18 protein-coding genes and 2 pseudogenes are annotated in these 16,960 nt (G+C 67.5%); 6 read left to right on the top strand and 14 right to left on the bottom strand.

Going from position 1 to position 16,960, the window contains the following annotated elements:
- Positions 1-239: 239 nt before the first annotated feature.
- From QF034_RS16570 to QF034_RS16555, 4 genes and pseudogenes are all read right to left on the bottom strand, one after another.
- Complete coding sequence (locus QF034_RS16570) at positions 240-1,589, bottom strand: replication initiator (RefSeq protein ID WP_307179892.1); 1,350 nt, start codon at positions 1,587-1,589, stop codon at positions 240-242.
- A gap of 297 nt (positions 1,590-1,886) precedes the next feature.
- Positions 1,887-2,084 carry a hypothetical protein gene (locus QF034_RS16565; protein ID WP_307175701.1) on the bottom strand — a complete coding sequence of 66 codons (198 nt, stop codon included), beginning with the start codon at positions 2,082-2,084 and terminating at the stop codon, positions 1,887-1,889.
- Entirely contained in the window at positions 2,081-3,382 is a 1,302-nt protein-coding gene (locus QF034_RS16560) for an FtsK/SpoIIIE domain-containing protein (RefSeq protein ID WP_307179891.1), read from the bottom strand. The genes QF034_RS16565 and QF034_RS16560 overlap by 4 nt, the downstream gene beginning before the upstream one ends.
- Positions 3,382-3,730 (bottom strand): annotated as a pseudogene (locus tag QF034_RS16555) (SCO3933 family regulatory protein). The gene QF034_RS16560 and the pseudogene QF034_RS16555 overlap by 1 nt, the downstream one beginning before the upstream one ends.
- A gap of 165 nt (positions 3,731-3,895) precedes the next feature.
- Here QF034_RS16555 and QF034_RS16550 point away from each other — a divergent pair.
- Positions 3,896-4,675, top strand: coding sequence for a GntR family transcriptional regulator (locus tag QF034_RS16550; protein WP_307175700.1), 780 nt, complete (start codon positions 3,896-3,898; stop codon positions 4,673-4,675).
- Between the two features lie 410 nt (positions 4,676-5,085).
- Here the strand turns inward: QF034_RS16550 and QF034_RS16545 are convergent, their stop codons facing one another.
- Entirely contained in the window at positions 5,086-5,385 is a 300-nt protein-coding gene (locus tag QF034_RS16545) for a hypothetical protein (protein ID WP_307175699.1), read from the bottom strand.
- A gap of 331 nt (positions 5,386-5,716) precedes the next feature.
- Entirely contained in the window at positions 5,717-6,274 is a 558-nt protein-coding gene (locus QF034_RS16540) for an ATP-binding protein (protein WP_307175698.1), read from the bottom strand.
- A gap of 210 nt (positions 6,275-6,484) precedes the next feature.
- On the opposite strand from QF034_RS16540, the gene QF034_RS16535 reads away from it, so the two are divergent.
- Complete coding sequence (locus QF034_RS16535; RefSeq protein WP_307175697.1) at positions 6,485-7,858, top strand: NsdA family TPR-like regulatory protein; 1,374 nt, start codon at positions 6,485-6,487, stop codon at positions 7,856-7,858.
- Between the two features lie 3 nt (positions 7,859-7,861).
- On the opposite strand, the gene QF034_RS16530 is transcribed toward QF034_RS16535, so the two are convergent.
- The gene (locus QF034_RS16530) at positions 7,862-8,776 is read right to left on the bottom strand and encodes a phosphotransferase enzyme family protein (RefSeq protein ID WP_307175696.1); all 915 of its coding nucleotides are present in this window, start codon (positions 8,774-8,776) and stop codon (positions 7,862-7,864) included.
- Between the two features lie 544 nt (positions 8,777-9,320).
- Positions 9,321-10,727, bottom strand: coding sequence for a TIR domain-containing protein (locus QF034_RS16525; protein ID WP_307175695.1), 1,407 nt, complete (start codon positions 10,725-10,727; stop codon positions 9,321-9,323).
- Positions 10,728-10,818: 91 nt separating this feature from the next.
- Here QF034_RS16525 and QF034_RS16520 point away from each other — a divergent pair, with 91 nt between their 5' ends.
- The 3 genes and pseudogenes from QF034_RS16520 (at position 10,819) to QF034_RS16510 (ending at position 11,555) form a co-directional block, all read left to right on the top strand.
- The gene (locus QF034_RS16520) at positions 10,819-11,067 is read left to right on the top strand and encodes a hypothetical protein (protein ID WP_307175694.1); all 249 of its coding nucleotides are present in this window, start codon (positions 10,819-10,821) and stop codon (positions 11,065-11,067) included.
- 30 nt (positions 11,068-11,097) lie between these two features.
- A pseudogene (locus QF034_RS16515) lies at positions 11,098-11,208 on the top strand (EamA family transporter); the annotation flags it as partial.
- 71 nt (positions 11,209-11,279) lie between these two features.
- On the top strand, positions 11,280-11,555 hold the full coding sequence (locus tag QF034_RS16510; protein WP_307175693.1) for a DUF1876 domain-containing protein: 276 nt from the start codon (positions 11,280-11,282) through the stop codon (positions 11,553-11,555).
- Between the two features lie 30 nt (positions 11,556-11,585).
- On the opposite strand, the gene QF034_RS16505 is transcribed toward QF034_RS16510, so the two are convergent.
- The 6 genes from QF034_RS16505 to QF034_RS16480 all read right to left on the bottom strand — a co-directional run bounded on the left by QF034_RS16505 (position 11,586) and on the right by QF034_RS16480 (position 16,406).
- A complete protein-coding gene (locus tag QF034_RS16505; protein ID WP_307175692.1) occupies positions 11,586-12,755 on the bottom strand; it encodes a serine hydrolase domain-containing protein in 1,170 nt (389 codons plus the stop codon).
- Positions 12,756-12,798: 43 nt separating this feature from the next.
- The gene (locus QF034_RS16500; protein ID WP_306966211.1) at positions 12,799-13,245 is read right to left on the bottom strand and encodes an organic hydroperoxide resistance protein; all 447 of its coding nucleotides are present in this window, start codon (positions 13,243-13,245) and stop codon (positions 12,799-12,801) included.
- Positions 13,246-13,351: 106 nt separating this feature from the next.
- Positions 13,352-13,789, bottom strand: a complete 438-nt coding sequence (locus tag QF034_RS16495; RefSeq protein WP_307175691.1) for a MarR family winged helix-turn-helix transcriptional regulator — start codon at positions 13,787-13,789, stop codon at positions 13,352-13,354.
- A gap of 10 nt (positions 13,790-13,799) precedes the next feature.
- Positions 13,800-14,576 carry an energy-coupling factor ABC transporter ATP-binding protein gene (locus QF034_RS16490; RefSeq protein WP_307175690.1) on the bottom strand — a complete coding sequence of 259 codons (777 nt, stop codon included), beginning with the start codon at positions 14,574-14,576 and terminating at the stop codon, positions 13,800-13,802.
- Positions 14,564-15,325 (bottom strand): cobalt ECF transporter T component CbiQ, encoded by a 762-nt coding sequence (cbiQ, locus tag QF034_RS16485; RefSeq protein WP_307175689.1) that lies wholly within the window; start codon positions 15,323-15,325, stop codon positions 14,564-14,566. Before cbiQ ends, QF034_RS16490 begins: the two co-directional genes overlap by 13 nt.
- Position 15,326: 1 nt before the next feature.
- Positions 15,327-16,406, bottom strand: coding sequence for an energy-coupling factor ABC transporter permease (locus tag QF034_RS16480; RefSeq protein ID WP_307175688.1), 1,080 nt, complete (start codon positions 16,404-16,406; stop codon positions 15,327-15,329).
- A gap of 174 nt (positions 16,407-16,580) precedes the next feature.
- Between QF034_RS16480 and QF034_RS16475 the strand changes: the two genes are divergently transcribed.
- The gene (locus QF034_RS16475; protein ID WP_307175687.1) at positions 16,581-16,946 is read left to right on the top strand and encodes an SsgA family sporulation/cell division regulator; all 366 of its coding nucleotides are present in this window, start codon (positions 16,581-16,583) and stop codon (positions 16,944-16,946) included.
- The last annotated feature ends 14 nt before the right edge of the window (positions 16,947-16,960 follow it).

Below are 16,960 nucleotides of genomic sequence, written 5' to 3'. Positions count from 1 at the left end.
TTATTATGTGATCTTTGACCGGGAACTGTCAAACTTAAGGTCAGGGTTATGCCTGGTGAGTGGCTTGAAACAGTTCGTTGACGTGGCCTCGATCTTGTGCATGCAGCGTCGCGAGGAGCCCTAGCGGGGAGGGGCGAAGAGTCTTGCAAGTCGCGCAGCGCTCTTCGGGCCTATGCGGGTCGGAAACTTGGCCGCCTGTCGCTCGACGGCCCGAACCCATTTCTCGTCGCGGCATCTCGTCACTGGGACGCCTCACGCTCTTCGCGAGCGACCTCGCGGTTCATGGCGACGTCTTCAGCGACTCCAGCGGCAAGAAGCGCTGCCCCAGGGGTATGCCCAGAGCCGACGTAGCGCCACTGTGCATCCGTGATCGTCTCAGGGAGGTCGAGGTCTTGTACGTGGTGAGCGCGTTCGGCGCGGAGTACGGCGTAGGTGGTCGAGTAGGCACGGGACTTCGTCAGGATGTGGCCCCGGTAGCCGAGGGTGTGGACCCAGGTGCGCAGATGCAGGGGCGCGTACTCGGGGAGGCCGCCGAGACGCCAGCACGTGTGCATGAGGGTGCGGACATGAGGCGTCACAGAGACCATGTCGATGTCGTCCCGAGCGACGACCCTGCGGTCAATGCCGGCGCCTGTCTCGTCCGCTCCCTTGGTGACGTACTTCGCGACGTATGCAGCCACAGCATCGTCGTCATGCCCGTCATCACCAGTCCGCACAGCACGGGCATCGATCTGGGCGCCCCAGCGCAGCGCCAACTCACCTACGGCCGGGCTGTACGGGGTGTGGACCAGAACCCGGCCAGCCGAGGCGCGCACCGCACCCATGAGCCGATCGGTGGTACCCCAAGCCGGGGGTTCGTCGGCCGGTCCGTCCGGACCGTCGAGGCGGACAACAGCGTGCACATGGACGGCCGCACGCTTCTGGTACTCAGCGACACGTGCAAAGGACAGCCGAGCGTGGTGGGCGAACCGTGATTGCACCAGACCGGCCGAAGAAGCCAGGCGCCGCCGAACGTCGATGACGAACCTGTCCCACAGTTTGGATGCGTGAGCGTGCCACAGCACATGGCCGGAGTAGTCGTAGCAGTCCGGGCAGAGAGGTTGGCCCACGATCGATACGTCTGGGGCGTGAAAGGTGCCGCAGCCGAGGGGACGACCGTGCTCGCAGGTCCCGCCACCGCAACGAGGACGGCACAACTCCCCCGCTCGATGCACCGGCCCGAAGGACGGCGCAGTCAGGGTGATAAAGAGCCGCGGTCGGGTGCGGACTGTGGCGGGTACATTCTTGCCGCCGAGGAGCCCTGCGCGGACAAGGTGGAAGGTATCGCCCGCGTGGAGGCGGGAGCAGGACGGGCAGATGCTTGCGCGCCGGTTGCGGCAGCGGATGAGGAGTCGTTCGCCAGGTTCGTCGCGGGTGTCGTAGCGGCGGAGTATCTCGCCGGTCGCCCCGTCCAGAACGGTGGTGGAGCCGGAGAGATGGACAGGGTGAGCGCAACCACCAGTGGCGGTGACCTGCTCCAGCCAGCGCGAGAATTTCGGATCTTGCGCGATGCGGATGGCATCGCGATCTGCTTCGGAGAGTTGACGCAGGCGCGCCGCGCGGTCGAGGGCGGCGCGCCGGTCAACCGGGGTGAGTTGCGGGGTGATGGTGGTGACCTTCCAGAGTGGGCCGCCGAAGCGGCACTGATGGCGGGTGGTGGTGCGTTGTCGGTCATAGGGATCACTCACTTCCGTGTGGGCAGGGCGTTGGAGAGGGGTCAGCGGATGGTTCCAGTGCCCCGGCAGACGCGGCAGCGTCGCTGCCGTCCCGTCGAGGTCCTGCGGGCTCCGTCGCCGTTGCAGTGAGGGCACCTCACGCGAGGCATGGGCATGGTGTGTCCTTCCTGCTCAGGTGTGGGAGAAGCCGTTGATCATCCACGTGACGAGGCCATGGACGGTGTAGATCACCGGGGTCTGGCCGAGGTAAAGGCCGAAGAGGCCGACGCAGACCGCTTCCCAGGCGCGTACGTCGCGGGAGCGGACGAGGAGGACGGTGATGATCCCGAAGACCACCGCGAACGTGAACGCCGTACCTTCGCTGATCACTTGCCGTCTCCTTCCAGCACGGCAAGGGCGCGGTCAATGGCAGGGAGTTCCGGGGTCATGCCGGAGTACTTCCGGGCCGTCGCCACGGCCTCATCCGTAGCGGTCAGGTGTGAGCGCGCGCGGCTCCAGCCACCGTCCGGACCGGTGCACACGGCCACGCCCCGTTCCTCCGCCGTGATCGCCTGAGCGACGGCCACGGCGTCCTTGTTGAGGTCGCCCAAGGTCATCTCTGCCGTGCCGGGGTCGTTCACCCGGTGGCAGATACGGCCGCCGAGCTGGGCTCTCAGCGCGGTGACACCAGGCCCGAGGTCGGAGCCGACCCGCTGTCCCGCGACGACCAGGTGCAGACCGAGCGCGGCACCCAGCTGCGCCAACCGCAGCAGCAGAGTCGAGCACTGTTCCGCTTCCGCCTTGCTCTCGCGGGTGCCGTCGGACAGGTACAGCTCAGCGATCTCGTCGACCAGGACGACGACCGGGACCGGCCTCAACTTGCCGGGCAGCTCCCAGATCGAGCGCACGCCGGCCGACCGGCAGACGCTCATCCGGTCCTGCATGTCGCCCACGAGCGCGGAGAGCACGGCGACCGCTTCCCGGCGGCAGGTCGCCAGCGCGCTCAGACGCCCGGCGAACAGCCCAAGTTCCATACCTCCCTTGCAGTCGATGCCGACGAGGGCGACACGTTGCGGAGCGAGTTGGGTGATCAGCCGGGCAAGGAGCGTCGACTTGCCGGACCGGGTGGCCCCGGCAATGAGCCAGTGCGGTACAAGCCGGAGGTTCATCACCCAGGCCCCGCCGCTCTCCATCACGCCTATGAGAGCGGAGAGGAGTTCGGCCGGGGCGGTGGCTAAGCCAGGGCGCTCCAGTGGATCCGTTGCCGTTGCCGTCAGGAGCACGAGCCCGCGTTCAGGCGAGGTGACCCGAACCGCGTGGACCTTCCACGCATGAACGAACGCATCGGCAGCCTTCAGGTAGGTCGCCGGTGTCTGACCTGCGTGCAGGCGCACGATCACGGTCAGGCCCATGCGCGTGGCACGAGGAAAAGAGAACCGCGGAGCCACCGGCCGCAGCGGATCGCCCTTGACCATCAGGTCACCGAGCAGCCCGCGAGACGGACGCCGGGAGACGGCGAGGTCGTTCAGCATGGCCACCTTGCGCCAGGTGACGACCACTCGGAAGACAGCAACCGGGTAGCCGACGAGGTACCAGTGCCAGGCCGGACGATGCCGGCGCACAAGGTCCCCCACGACGAGCACCCAGGCCAACGCCGCCAGGGCGAAGGCGAGCAGGGCCGGCCGCATCACGCCGCACCACCCTTGGCGTGCGCAGCCGTGCCAGGTACGGGGGTTATCGCGTCAGCACGGAAGCTGACTCCGTGCCGTTCGCCCATCGACCATACGAACGCGGTCAGCCCGGTGACCTTGACGATCTGGCCTTCTTCGATGCCCTTGGGTTCACCAGTCACGGCGATCTCGGATGACGGAGATCCGCCGTCGGTCCTGTCGCACCGTCACGGCCACGGTGTAGACCGGATTGCCGTCCCGGTCCTTTTTCACCTCCTGTGTCTCGGGGTTGCTGAGCTTGGCTTCCGGCGCGATAGCGCAGCGCAGTACGCCGAGCCGCGTCGTGTCCACGGGAATGGACTGCATGTTCTGCGGCCTCCTTGGCCGGTCGGAACGTCAGTCGTGTACTGACGTCACTTGTCCTAACGAGTTACGACTATGGAGTGCTGTACGGCGAGGATGCAACTACTTATGCTGACGAGTGATGTCGCGCGTGCGACGTGCCTACGACCTCGAACCGGAGATGCCGAGATGACGGAGATCCAGCGCCCCGGAGCCCTCTACCAACAGGTGGCCGCAGCGATCCGGGAAGCGATCCTGTCGGGAGAGTTCGCCCCCGAGTCCCTGTTGCCGTCCGAAGCTCAGCTCATGGCCCGCTACGGAGTCTCCCGCCCCACCGTCCGCAACGCCATCGCGGCGCTGCGCGCCGAAGGGCTGATCGACGTCCGGCACGGCAAGGGCAGCTTCGTACGCTCCGACGGACAGCCGACACTCACGCTCGAACGCCGCATCAACCGCGCCCCGAACGGGCAGTTCGTCATGCCCAACGGCGACGTCTGGGACGAGGCCGAGGAACCGAGCGTCTACCGCACCCGCACCACGAAGGCCACCGGCCGACTGCTCAACCTGGGCGAAGAAGAGGAACTGTTCGGCTGCGACAGGCTTCTTGCCGATGTCACCACCGGTACACGCGCGATGCACCGCACGCTGACCCCCTTCGAGGTCGCCGAGACCGTGCCCGCACTCGCGGAAGAACCGGGCCAGCGCCCGACAGCGGTCTACGAGGAACTCACCAACGCCGGACACACGCTCTGGTGGTCGGAAACCGTACGCGCCCGTATGCCGCTGCCCGACGAGCGCGCCACGCTCCAGCTCCCCGACGCGACCCCGATCCTGCACCTGACCCGCGTCACCCACGGCACCGCCGACCGCGCCCTGATCCTCGAAGAACTCCGCATCGGAGCCGACCGCGCGGAAGCCGCCTACCGGATCACCGCCGCCAAGCAGCCCGCCAAACGCCGTCAGGCCTGAGCGGCACCGATGATCGGTCGAAACCACCTTCACTTCCTCAAGGGCGCGCCTGCGGCGCGCCGGGGCGCCCGGCCGTCCCGGCCGGGCATGCGGCGTGACCGCCGGTCCCGTCCGGTCGCCCGACGCCCCGCACCGCACCGCGCCCGAGGAGTTCGCGCCTCGACCGGTCGCCGAGGGCCGGAGCCCACCGGGCTGGGGGTCGCCGGCCTCCGAGACTTTAGGCAGCCACCATGGGGCGAGCCTCGAAGAACAGGGGGCCCATCGGGCACAAACGCGGGCAGGACCAGTACCTGCCCGATTCGCCGGGCGAGCGTAGGGCCCCCTGTTCACTCGCCCCATGGGGGCTCCCGCCCAAAGTCTCTCCAGCCGACGACGTGCCCACCCGCGCCGCTCATCAGCGAAAACGCCGTTCATCCCACGCCGCCGTCAGTGGTCGCAAGCGTCTCCAGAAGACTGGCCAGCTCCTCCACCTCGATCGGCCGCCCCGCCAGCCGGACGACGCCCCGCCCAGCCCCGTCGGTCGAGGCCACCGCACGCACACCGGACAACTCGAACCCGACTCCCAGAAGGGCCCTGTTCAACCGGTCTGCGGCAGCGCGCGCCTCACGCCACCCTGCGATGTAGTCGATGCCGCGCGCCCACATGCTGGGCTCCGCGTCCGCGATATCGTCCAGGCCGTCACGCAGCCAGTCCTCACCCGCGCCAGTCACTTGGCCACTCCCATCCGTACAGGTAACGGATCGTCAACTCTTCGTGGCCCGGGGCGTATGAGCAGCACAACGACCCCGGTACCATCGGGCACCGGGGAACGCTGTGTCCCCTCCCGGACCACCCCGGTTGCTGCCAGGCGCGGGGGTGGTCCGGTCTCGGTATGAGGTTGTGAAGCGCGGCCCCGTGCTCGGGGTCAGGGGATCCTGCGGGGTCCCGTATGCACCAGGGCCGCGCCCCATTGGCCGGAGAGGTCAGCTCCGGCCGGGGTTCCGGGCCCCCGCCGACTCCCGATCGCGTGGGAGTAACGAGGAGGCAGGGGCCCGGAGATCATCAGGACGGTTCGCTCAGTTCCCGGCCGTCCAGGTCGAAGCGGCACCAGACCGTCTTTCCGCCCCGCTCGCCAGGCGTCCACCAGACCGCCGTTGCCACCCGCTGAGCAATCAGCAACCCGCGTCCACTGTCGGGCAGGACCGCTTCCGAGATGTCCGCCATCAGCTCGGGCGAGTACACGTCGCCCATGGGCAGGAGCGGGGGCGTCGAGTCCTCATCCGTGACGCCGATGAAGAGCCACTTCGGGTACAGCTTGAACGCCACGTCAATGCGTCGACAGCCGCCGGGATGCGCCTTGCCTCGATCCGGCACCGCGTGGTTCACGACGTTCCCGACCAGTTCGGACACAGCCAGCCGAGCGTCGTAGATGAGTTCCTCCGCAACAACGCCGCGCAGGAACACGGACGTCGTGTCCCGTGCGATGCGCGCCGTGTTACCGCACTCGGCGAACAGCGTCAGCGTCAGAAAGTGCCCGCCCGAGGACGGCTTCGGTGCCACGAACCAGTGCGCGTAAGCATCCAACTCACTCGCCAGGTGCATGGCCTTCCCCGCATCCATGACGTCCCCTTCCGAACCTCTACGGCCCTCATGGCACCGCTTGCTTTCCGGAAAGCCAGTACACGACGCACGGGACGTCACCGGGAGCGTTCACCAGGGGGTTCACGTGAACACCGGCAAAGACTAGGGGGGTTCACCAATGAACCCCCCGCCGCGAGAATGCTGTGACACGATAAACACTCGCCGTCATTCTCGGGTTGGCAGGGGAGCATGAGCCGAGAGCCGAACGCGCAGTTGATCGCCGTCATGGACGAGGCGAAGGTCTCGAACAAGGGCCTGGCGAAGCGAATGCAGGACGCCGCTGCACAACGCGGCATCACCCTCGGGACCACACACGTCTCCGTGAAGCGATGGCGCGAGGGCGCAGGCATCCAGCCGCAGGCAGCGGCCATCATGGCTGACGTCCTGAGCGTCAAACTGGGCCGTCGCGTCTCACCCGGTGATCTCGGTTTCTTCGATCTCGCGCGGCCGGCCGCCCCTCAGCCGATCGGCTACCCAAGCACGTTGCCCGATGCACTGTCCACGCTGGGCGGTCTCGCCGACGAGCGCTCCGAGGCCCGTTCCTCCGACCGATTCACGGTCGAGGACAGTGATCTCAGTGCAGCGGTGCTGTCCTGGATGATCGCGCGCCCTGACGGCATCCAGGCCGATCGACCCACGCACCAAAGAGTCGGCATGCGCGATGTCCGCGCCATCAGGGACGCCGCAGGCATGTTCATGCAGCTCGACTTCAGGTACGGCGGCGGTCACGGCCACAAGGCCCTACGCCACTACTTCCGGCACGAGGTTCTTCCCCTGCTGGACGCCAGTTACAGCGAGAAGGTGGGCACCGCGCTATTCGGTGCCGCCGCAGAGGTCTCGCAGTTACTGGCGTGGACCGCGTACGACACGGGAAACCACCGACTCGCTTACCGCTACCTGACGTCCACGCTCCGCCTGACCCAGGTCATCGACGACCGCATGTTCGGCGCCCGCATCCTCGGCAACCTCAGCCACCACGCGAACTACCTCGGCCACCACGCCCAGGCGATCCAACTCGCCCGCGCCGCCGTCGAGGGAGCCAAAGGCCGAGCCACCCCGCGCGCGATGGCGAACTACTCAGCGATGGAAGCCCGCGCGCTGTCCAACGCAGGTGACCGCAACGCAGCCGGCCGCGCGATGAACGAGGCAGAGCGCCACTTCGAGCGCGCCGACATAGCCGACGACCCTGCATGGCTCGCCTACTTCGACTCCGCTGAACTCATGGGCGAACTCTGCCATTGCTACCGCGACCTCAAGATGCGCCGTGAGGCCATCGAGCAGGCTCAGCGCGCCGTGAACGCCACCGACCCGAAGTACGCCCGCACCCTGGGGTTCTGCCGGATGGTGCTCGCGCAGAGTCAGCTACTGAACGGCGAACTGGAGGCCGCCGTGACTACCGCCAGCTTGGCAGTCAACGGCGGTGACTCCCTCCAGTCCACCCGCTTCCAGCGCTACGTGACCGACTTCCAGGCTGAGGTGAGCGCCCACTCAACGAACCCCGTCGTCGCGGCGTTCAATGACCAGGTGCGAGAAGCACTCGCCCGCCTGGACGATGACGAGTAGCGGCTACCAAGGCTGCCAGTCGCGCGGCCCGTCATCATCACGCAGGCCAGCGATGCGCCGGCGGTACTCGGCCGCCGTCCGCTCGTCTTCCTGAACGTTCTGCATGAGCCATGTCGTCATGCCGAACTCTTGGATGCCGCGCAGAGTCTCGTATCCCGGCCAGTCGTAGAGGTCTCGACCGTATGCGGCCACAAAGTCGGCGTACTGCGCATCGGTCTGCCACCCAAGGCTGTGGTGCTCAACGGCCGTGACCATGAGATCCCACTCAGGGTGATCGAAACAAAAGGCCTCGAAGTCGATGAGGATCACTTGCCCCTGATCATCAACCATCAGGTTCTGCACGTGCGCGTCCCCGTGGACCGGTCCCTTGGGCGATTCAAAGCGCAGCTCGTCGAACTTGTCCCGCAGCTCGTGCCACCGTTTCCGGAGGAACAGCCTGTCGTCCTCCGGGATCACAGCCAGGTCGAGCCGTCGTTGTTGCTTGTCGAAGGGATCGAACGAGGGCAACTCAAGCCCGTCCGGGACCCTTAGCGAGTGAAGGTCCCGGAGGATCGCCCCAAGCTCCCCATACGAGGCCTTGCGCTCACCCTCAACGATGAGATGCCAGAACGTCACTGGATGCCCGTCGACCACAAGGGGCTGTTCAAGATCCTCGACGATCCGAGCGGCAGGGTATCCCTCACCCGCCAACCACCGCGAGACAGTCACCTCTTTGTGAGCCGTGGTCAGCCACTCCCGTCCGCGAGTCACACGCACAATGATCGGCACGGAGGCCAGTCTGAACAACGCGTTCTCCCCGAGCCGGAGCAACTTCGCGCCTCCGTCATCGAGCCCCGCAGCCCGGCACGCGGCACTCATCACCTGCGCAGCCCTCGCTGACGTGAACCCCTCTTCCGATCGAGCAGCGTCAACCGCCATGCCCGTACCAGCTCCCCATAGTCGCGCGCGATCAACCAGCGCACGTCCACGGGTGACCAACCCGCCGCGCGCCAGACGTGGGCTCGACGGTACCGAGACCGATCGGACGAAGCGAGCCCCCCAAGATGTCACCCTGGAATCAAGTGGCAGGGATTCAAGCCGCCGCATTGCCAGGAAATTCTCCGCAAACCAGGGAGCGCTGCTCTGTTGCTCTCCTTGTTATGACGGCGCATGGCCTTACGGCGCAAATCTCAACGATTAGAGCCCCTGATCCCCACCCGCGAACAGAGTGGATCCATCACAGGACCAGCAAATATCGAAAAGTGGACCCTTCCGCGCTTTCAGTCGCAGACGAGCTGGGCAAGAAACCGCGCACCCGCTACCCGCATGAGGCCACGGCCCGCGACTCCGACGAACGAGTCCTCACCATCAAGCGAGGCGACGCCAAACCGGAGCTTCCCTTCTGAGGCAGCTCCTGCATGTCTGAGCCTGCGCCCAAAAGGGGGTGGTCTCCGCTCGCAGGTCTACTGACCGTCGGTCCCCTTCATTTCCGATGGCGAGTACGCTCATATTCGTCGATTAGGCGACCCCATTCTTCAATGATGGCCTGACCATCAACGACTTTCTGGAACGCTGTATAGATTTCGTTCATGAGCGGGCGAATATGACGGCTTCCAGTACCTGCACTTCGGGCAGATTCAGCGAAGGACTTAAGCTCAGGAGTTGTTGTTCGAGTAACATCAACGAGAGTCCTCACCTGCTCAAACAGATCCTGTGCCACCTCTTCATCCTCAGCATCAACAACCCCTTCGGAGACGCTTCGAATAAGCCGAATAATTCCTGGGTCAACACCTAGCAAGGAATTCGAGTATTTAGATCCAAGAAAAGACGCTCTTCCTGCTGGCAACTTCAGCCTTTCAGCCAAATCACGAATGACCTTGACTCGTCCCGCAAACCCGCCACCTCGCGCATCTGAGGCCGCAATCTTGTCGGTACCCCAAACCATAATCTCGCTGATTTCTTGGGTTACCTTGCCCAGCTCTTCAACCGTCTCAACCCATTCAGGAAAGGCTGATTCGGCTTGTTCCATTAGATCGATAAGACCGGGCTCGTCTTCTTCAGTCGCCGCCTCGCTAATCACGGGGAGAGGTGAGGGTGAGGCTGTTTCGAGAATTTCGCTGAGCCGTAGCGCGAGTCCGTGAATTGCACGGCGATATTCAGGAGATCCCTCATCAGCAAGGCGGAGTTCGCGCCAGTCCACAAACTGTCGACGAGAGAGGAGGCTCACCACCTCATCATCCGATTGCTCAGCTGTGATTTGCGGAACGTTCACATAATGAATCGGCAACAAGAGCTCGTCAAGGCCTAGGCTAGATGCGTGGCCTGAAAACGTAATGACTTCCTTTCGACACCATTGACTCTTTAGGAAGCGCGGAGTCACTACAGGAATCAGGAAAGTTGCGCTCGCTAGAGCTGATTCAATACGAGAACGCCAGGCGTCACCCCACGAAAGAGAGGAATCATCCACGAAGATTTCCAGGCGATCACCAGTAATGATCTCAAACTCGTCAGCGATGAACTCAGATAGGCGGCGAATCCGTCCGCCATCCAGCTCATCATCACGGCGGCTATAGCACCAGAACCCGACAGGGTCGGCACTCATAGCAGGAATCGGCTCGGTTTCCCTCTTCATGCCAGAGGTATCACCCGACGCCGCCTGCCAGAGCCGGGTGAACTCCTTCTCATTTCCGCCAAGCTGGCGGACAAGGATTTCGACGGTCCCCCACGAAGGAACCCGTTTCCCGTTGAGGGCGTCGGCCACAGTCGTGTGACTGATCGACACGTTCTGTGCCAGAGCTCGCATGCTGGGCCTGCCCGCCCGGGCGTGCAGTTCCCTGAGCGCAGTCGCCAGCGCATCGAGTGGCTCGGCAGGCCCGTCATGGTTCGGCATGGGATCCCTTGCTTCCACGTGAAGGACGCCCTCGGCCCTTGCTGTATGGTGTCATCTTACAGATCTTACAGCGATCTGACAGGAGGCGGGGGTGCCCGCCTACACCCACGATATAGAGGAGGTGCCGATGGCCCCGCTCCCTGACAGGCCTGCGCACGACTCGCTCTTGACGGTCTGGTTCGTACTCGGATTGATCTTCACGTTGTTCGTGGCCATCGGTGCTGGCATTCTCGGTTCGTTGAGTGGCCAGTCGGCTGCGGCTGCTGTGCTCACGGGAGTCAGTACCTTCGCTGCCATCTTCGTCCTCGTCTTGATGACCATGGAGGTCTTCAAGCGCTGAGTTCAGCCCGGATGCAGGGAGAGGCGAAGCGTGGGCGCGGCGATCGGAGCCGTGTTCTTCAAGGAGCGGTTCGGGGCACCGAGAATCGTGGCGGCCGGGCTGCTCGTCGCCGGGATCGGGCTGATGCTGCACACCGGATAGACCGGGTCGGACGGGTGCGCATCCCCCTCGGCAGGAGGACCCTGGAACTAGGCGTTCCGGAGGTGATCGACATGATGCAGACCAGAGTCGGATGGCACGTCGAGATGGAGTTCCGGGAGGACGACCAGCACACCCAGGCGGTGGCGATGGTCCGGCTGCCCGACGGCACCGAGGTGCGGGCGCGCGGGCACGCCAGCCGGCACCGGACCGACGTCAATCAGCCCAGAGTCGGGGAGGAGATCGCCGGCGCCCGGGCACTCAACGAACTCGCCATGCAGCTGCTGACCAAGGCGCACGAGGAGATCGACCAGGCGTCCGGGCGGACCTCCCACCCGATCCACGTCTAGAGCCCCGGCTTCACGTCGGGAGCCGCGGCCTCACGTGGGGAGCCCGAGCGCTCCCCGCACCGCCCGCACCAGCCCCTGCGCCCGCGGATCCGCCGTCACCGTCTTGCGGAAGCCGTTGGTGACGTAGCCGAAGGCGATCCCGGTCTCGGGATCGGCGAAGCCGAGGGCGCCGCCGCGGCCCGGGTGGCCGAAGGAGCCCGGCGTCAGGAAGGGGGAGGCGCTGCCGTGCAGCATGTAGCCGAGGCCGAAGCGGGTGCCGACCACCAGGACGCGGTCGGGGCCCGCCGACTCCTCGGCGCGGGCCAGCGCGACCGTCTCCGGCGTGAACAGGCGTGCGGCGCCGGCGGTGTCGCCGATCAACGTCGCGTAGAAGCGGGCCAGCCCGTCCGCCGTCGCGATGGCGTTGGTCGCGGGGAGGGCCGCCGCGCGGTAGGCCGGGTCGTTCTGGTCGGGGAACGGGGTGATCGCGGCGAAGGCCCGGCGGGTCAGGGAGGCCGGGTCCTCGTAGGCCTCGGTGACCGAGCGCTTCGGGCGGGCGCGTAGGCCGCCGGCCGGCTCGGGTCCCTCGACGCGGCCCGCGCGTCCGACCCGGCCCGCCTCCGCGTCGGGCAGGCCCAGCCAGAGGTCCAGGCCCAGCGGGCCGGTGATCTGTGCGGCGAGCCATGCCCCGGCCCCCTGCCCGGTCACGCGTCGCACCAGTTCGTCGACGAGCCAGCCGTAGGTGAGCGCGTGGTAGCCGTGGTCGGTGCCGGGTTCCCAGACGGGGGCCTGGGCGGCGACCGTCTCCGGGCCCCGCAGCGGGTCGAGGGCCTCCTCGGGGGTGAGGGGCCGGTCGAGCACGGGCAGGCCTGCCCGGTGGTTCAGGACGTGCCGGACCAGCACCCGCTCCTTGCCCCGCGCCTTGAACTCCGGCCAGTAGTGGCCCACCGGCGCGTCCAGGTCCAGCTGCCCGCGCTGGTGCAGCAGCAGGAGTACGGCGGCGGCGACACCCTTCGTCGCCGAGCGCACGACCTGGGCGGTGCCGCGCTCCCAGGGGGCCGTGCCGTCGACGTCCCTCGTGCCGGCCCACAGGTCGACGACCCGCTGCCCGTCCCGGTAGACGGCGACCGCCGCGCCCCGCTCCCCGAGCATTTCGAAGTTCCGTACGAACGCGTCCTTGACCGGCTCGAAGCCCTCGGCCACTGTGCCGTGCACGTCCACGTCCGTACTCCTCGTCTCGCTGCGGTGCTCTCGTTGCTCCCCTTCAGCCAAGCAGGATGGTCACGTCGATGTTCCCGCGGGTCGCGTTCGAGTACGGGCAGACCTCGTGGGCCGCGTCCACCAGCTTGCTCGCGAGGCCCGGGTCGAGGACGGGCAGCGAGACGCTCAGGGCGACCGCGAGGCCGTAGCCGCGCTGCTGGTTGGGGCCGATGCCGACCTTCGCGGAGACCGTCGAGCCGGTCAGGTCGTAGCCCTCGCGGTTGCCGACGAGGATCAGCGCGTTGTGGAAGCAGGAGCTGTAGCCGGCCGCGAAGAGCTGTTCCGGGTTGGTGCCGTTGCCGTCGCCGCCGAGTTGCGGGGGCATCGCGACCTTGAGGTCGAGCTGTCCGTCCTGGCTGGTGACATAGCCCTCGCGGCCGCCGTGGGCGGTGGCCTCGGCCACGTACATGATCTTCGTCGGCCGGCTGTCGACGGCGGGGCCGTCAGTCATGCTGTCCTCCCCCGGGAAACAAGTGCGCGCAAACACATCGTGCACAAGGTACTGACCGGTAACCGGCCTGTCGCTACCAGGGGTGGGCAACCCGGGGTAACAGCTCCTAGAGGCTGTCCGCCAGCCGCCACAGCTCCTCGCGCAGCCGCGCGACCTCCGGGCCGTCGAACCCCGTCGCCTCCAGCAGCGCGCCGGGCACGCCCGCCGCCCGCTCCCGGAGTTCCTCCCCGCGCCCGGTCACGGCCACGAGCACCGACCGCTCGTCCCGCGCCGACCGCTCACGCCGGACGAGACCCGCCGACTCCAGCCGCTTCAGCAGCGGCGACACCGTGCCGTAGTCGAGCCGCAACGCGGCCGCCAGCTCCTTGACCGTGGTCTCCCCGCGCTCCCAGAGGACCAGCAGGACGAGGTACTGCGGGTAGGTCAGGCCCAGTTCCTCGAGGAGCGGGCGGTACGCCGCCGTCACCGCGCGCTGGGCTGCGTACAGCGCGAAGCACAGTTGCCGGTCCAGCAGCAGCGGGCTCTCGGTCTCCTCGTTCGTCACGCGCCCATTGTCACGGACGGGCCGGAGCGGCCGGCACGGCACGCGGATCGAAACCGAACGGCAGCTCCAGCCGGTGGGCGCGCATCAGTTCCTCGTCGGAGAGCAGTTCGCCGGTCTGGCCGTCCGCCGCGATCACGCCCTCGCTGAGGATCAGGGAGCGCGGGCACAGCTCCAGGGCGTACGGCAGGTCGTGCGTGACCATCAGCACGGTCACGTCCAACGACCGCAGGATGTCGGCCAGTTCGCGGCGGGAGGCGGGGTCGAGGTTGGAGGAGGGCTCGTCGAGGACGAGGATCTCCGGTTCCATGGCGAGGACGGTCGCGACGGCCACCCGGCGGCGCTGGCCGAAGGAGAGGTGGTGCGGCGGGCGGTCCTTGAACTCCGCCATGCCGACCCGCTCCAGCGCCCGGTCCACGCGCTGCTCCAGCTCCGGCCCCTTCAGCCCGGCCGCAGCGGGCCCGAACGCCACGTCCTCCCGGACGGTCGGCATGAAGAGCTGGTCGTCCGGGTCCTGGAAGACGATGCCGACCCGGCGGCGGATCTCCGCCATGTGCTGTCTGCCGACGGGCAGTCCGGCCACCTTCACCGTGCCGGTGCCGCCGGTCAGGATGCCATTGAGGTGGAGCACGAGGGTCGTCTTGCCGGCGCCGTTCGGACCGAGCAGCGCGACCCGCTCGCCGCGTGCGATCGAGAAGTCGACGCCGAAGAGGGCCTGGTGCCCGTCGGGGTAGGCGAAGGCCAGACCGGCCACGTCCAGGGAAGGGGTCACATCAGTCACAGGGCCCATCCCAGCAGACAGACGACGAGGGCGGCACCGGGCAGGGCGAGGGCGTACGTCCACTGCGCCCGGGACGCGGTGACCTCGTCGATGACCGGCATGGAGCCGGCGTACCCGCGGCTGACCATGGCCAGGTGCACGCGTTCGCCGCGCTCGTAGGAGCGGATGAACAGGGCGCCCGCGGACTTGGCCAGGACGCCCCAGTGTCGGACGCCCTTGGCCTCGAAGCCGCGGGACTCCCGGGCGATCCGCATGCGCCGCATCTCGTCCGTGATGACGTCGCCGTAGCGGATCATGAAGGACGCGATCTGGACGAGGAGCGGCGGGAGCCTGAGCCGCTGCAGGCCGAGGAGCAGTTCGCGGAGTTCGGTCGTGGCGGCCAGCAACACCGAGGCCGCGACGCCGAGCGTGCCCTTGGCAAGTACGTTCCAGGCGCCCCACAGGCCGCCCACGCTCAGGGACAGGCCGAGGACGTCGACCCGCTCGCCCTCCGCCACGAACGGCATCAGCACCGCGAACGCGACGAACGGCACCTCGATCAGCAGCCGCCTCAGCAGGAACCCGGCGGGCACCCGCGCGGCGTACGCCACGGTCCCGAGCAGGACGGCGTACAGCCCGAAGGCCCACATGGCCTCCCGCGGCGTCGACACCACGACCACCACGAAGGCGAACACGGCGGCGAGTTTGGTGTGCGGCGGCAGACCGTGCACGGGCGAGTGCCCGTGCCGGTAGAGCTTGTGCGCGTGCCCTGCTCCCATGTCAGACGCTCGTGGTGCTCGTCGACCCCGACACGTCGGCCGACGGGTTCGACGGGGAGACGTCGTCGTCACGGCGGCGGCGGACGGTCCAGAAGACCGCGCTGCCCGCGACGACCGTGACGCCTACGCCGATGACGCCCGCCAGCCCCCCGGACAGGCGGGCGTCGGCGACGTCCTTGACGCCGTAGTCGGCGAGCGGGGAGTCCGCGACGGCGTGCTCCTCGGTCTTCTTGTCGATGCCGTGGTCGGCGGCGACCTTCTCCAGGCCGTCGGGGTCGGCGGAGGCGTAGAAGCTGACGAACCCGGCGAGGACCAGGGAGGCGGCCAGGCCCGCGGCCCACACCGTGCGGTGCGAGGTCCGCGCGGCCACCGGGGCCGGCTCGGGCTCGGGGGCGTCGACCAGTTCGCCGTTCACCCGCAGCTTGAGCTTCTGCGTGAGGCCGCGCGCCCCGTACACCAGGTCCGGGCGGACGGCGATGACCGCGCCGACGGTGAGCGCGGTGATCACGGCCTCGCCGATGCCGATCAGGACGTGCACGCCGATCATGGCGGTGGCGACCTTGCCGATCGACACGTCGGTGGTGCCGCCGACCGCGTACATCAGCGTGAAGGCCAGCGCGGCGGCCGGGACGGAGACCAGGGCGGCGGTGAACGAGGCCACGGTGACCGACCGGCGGGTGCGGGGCAGCACCTTCACCAGGCCGCGGAAGAGGGCGTAGGCGACGACCGTGGTGACGATCGCCATGTTGGTGATGTTCACGCCGAGCGCGGTCAGACCGCCGTCCGCGAAGAGGATGCCCTGCATGAGCAGGACGACGGAGACGCACAGGACCCCCGTGTAGGGGCCGACGAGTATCGCGGCCAGCGCGCCGCCCAGCAGATGGCCGCTGGTCCCCGCCGCGACGGGGAAGTTCAGCATCTGCACGGCGAAGATGAACGCCGCGACCAGTCCGGCCAGCGGTGCCGTCCGCTCGTCGAGTTCGCGGCGCGCGCCGCGCAGGCTCACGGCGACGGCGCCCGCGGCGATCACGCCGGTGGCGGCGGAGGTGGGCGCGTTGATGAATCCGTCGGGTACATGCACGGTTCGATGATGTGGCTTGATGCGAACGATATGCAAGAGCGTGCTGCTCGTTTTATCTCACCCGCGACATGTCCGGCTCTAGGGGCATAATCCGGAAAATATGGGACATTTAAGAGGGAGTGGGAGTGGACACACAGTCTCCACACAGGTAGCGCACGGTGAAGGGTTCGTCCGATGTCCGTAGTCGAGCAGTACGCGCGAGCCCACATCGTCACGGACGCGGCCGTGCCGCTGATCGACGAGCAGGAAGCGGTTCCGGTGACGCTGCGGTACGACCCCGACCGCGATCCCCGCAGTGTGCGGATCCGGCTGCCCGGGACCGGGGGGCGGGAGTGGACCTTCGACCGCCGGCTGCTGGAGGAGGGGCTGCGGGCCCCCGCGGGCAGCGGTGAGGTGCGGGTGTGGCCGTGCGGCCGGGTACAGGCCGTCGTGGAGTTCCACTCCGCGCAGGGCGTGTCGGTGGTGCAGTTCGAGCGGCAGGCGCTGCTGCGGTTCCTGCGGCGGACGTACATGGCCGCCGCGGAACCGGTCACGCACTGAGCCCGGGCCCGGCT

The sequence above is a fragment of the Streptomyces africanus genome (assembly GCF_030816955.1).
In the GTDB taxonomy this organism is placed as follows: Bacteria; Actinomycetota; Actinomycetes; order Streptomycetales; family Streptomycetaceae; genus Streptomyces; species Streptomyces africanus.
The sequence above is the reverse complement of the archived record's forward strand: the minus strand, read 5'-3'. Positions and strand labels throughout refer to the sequence as shown.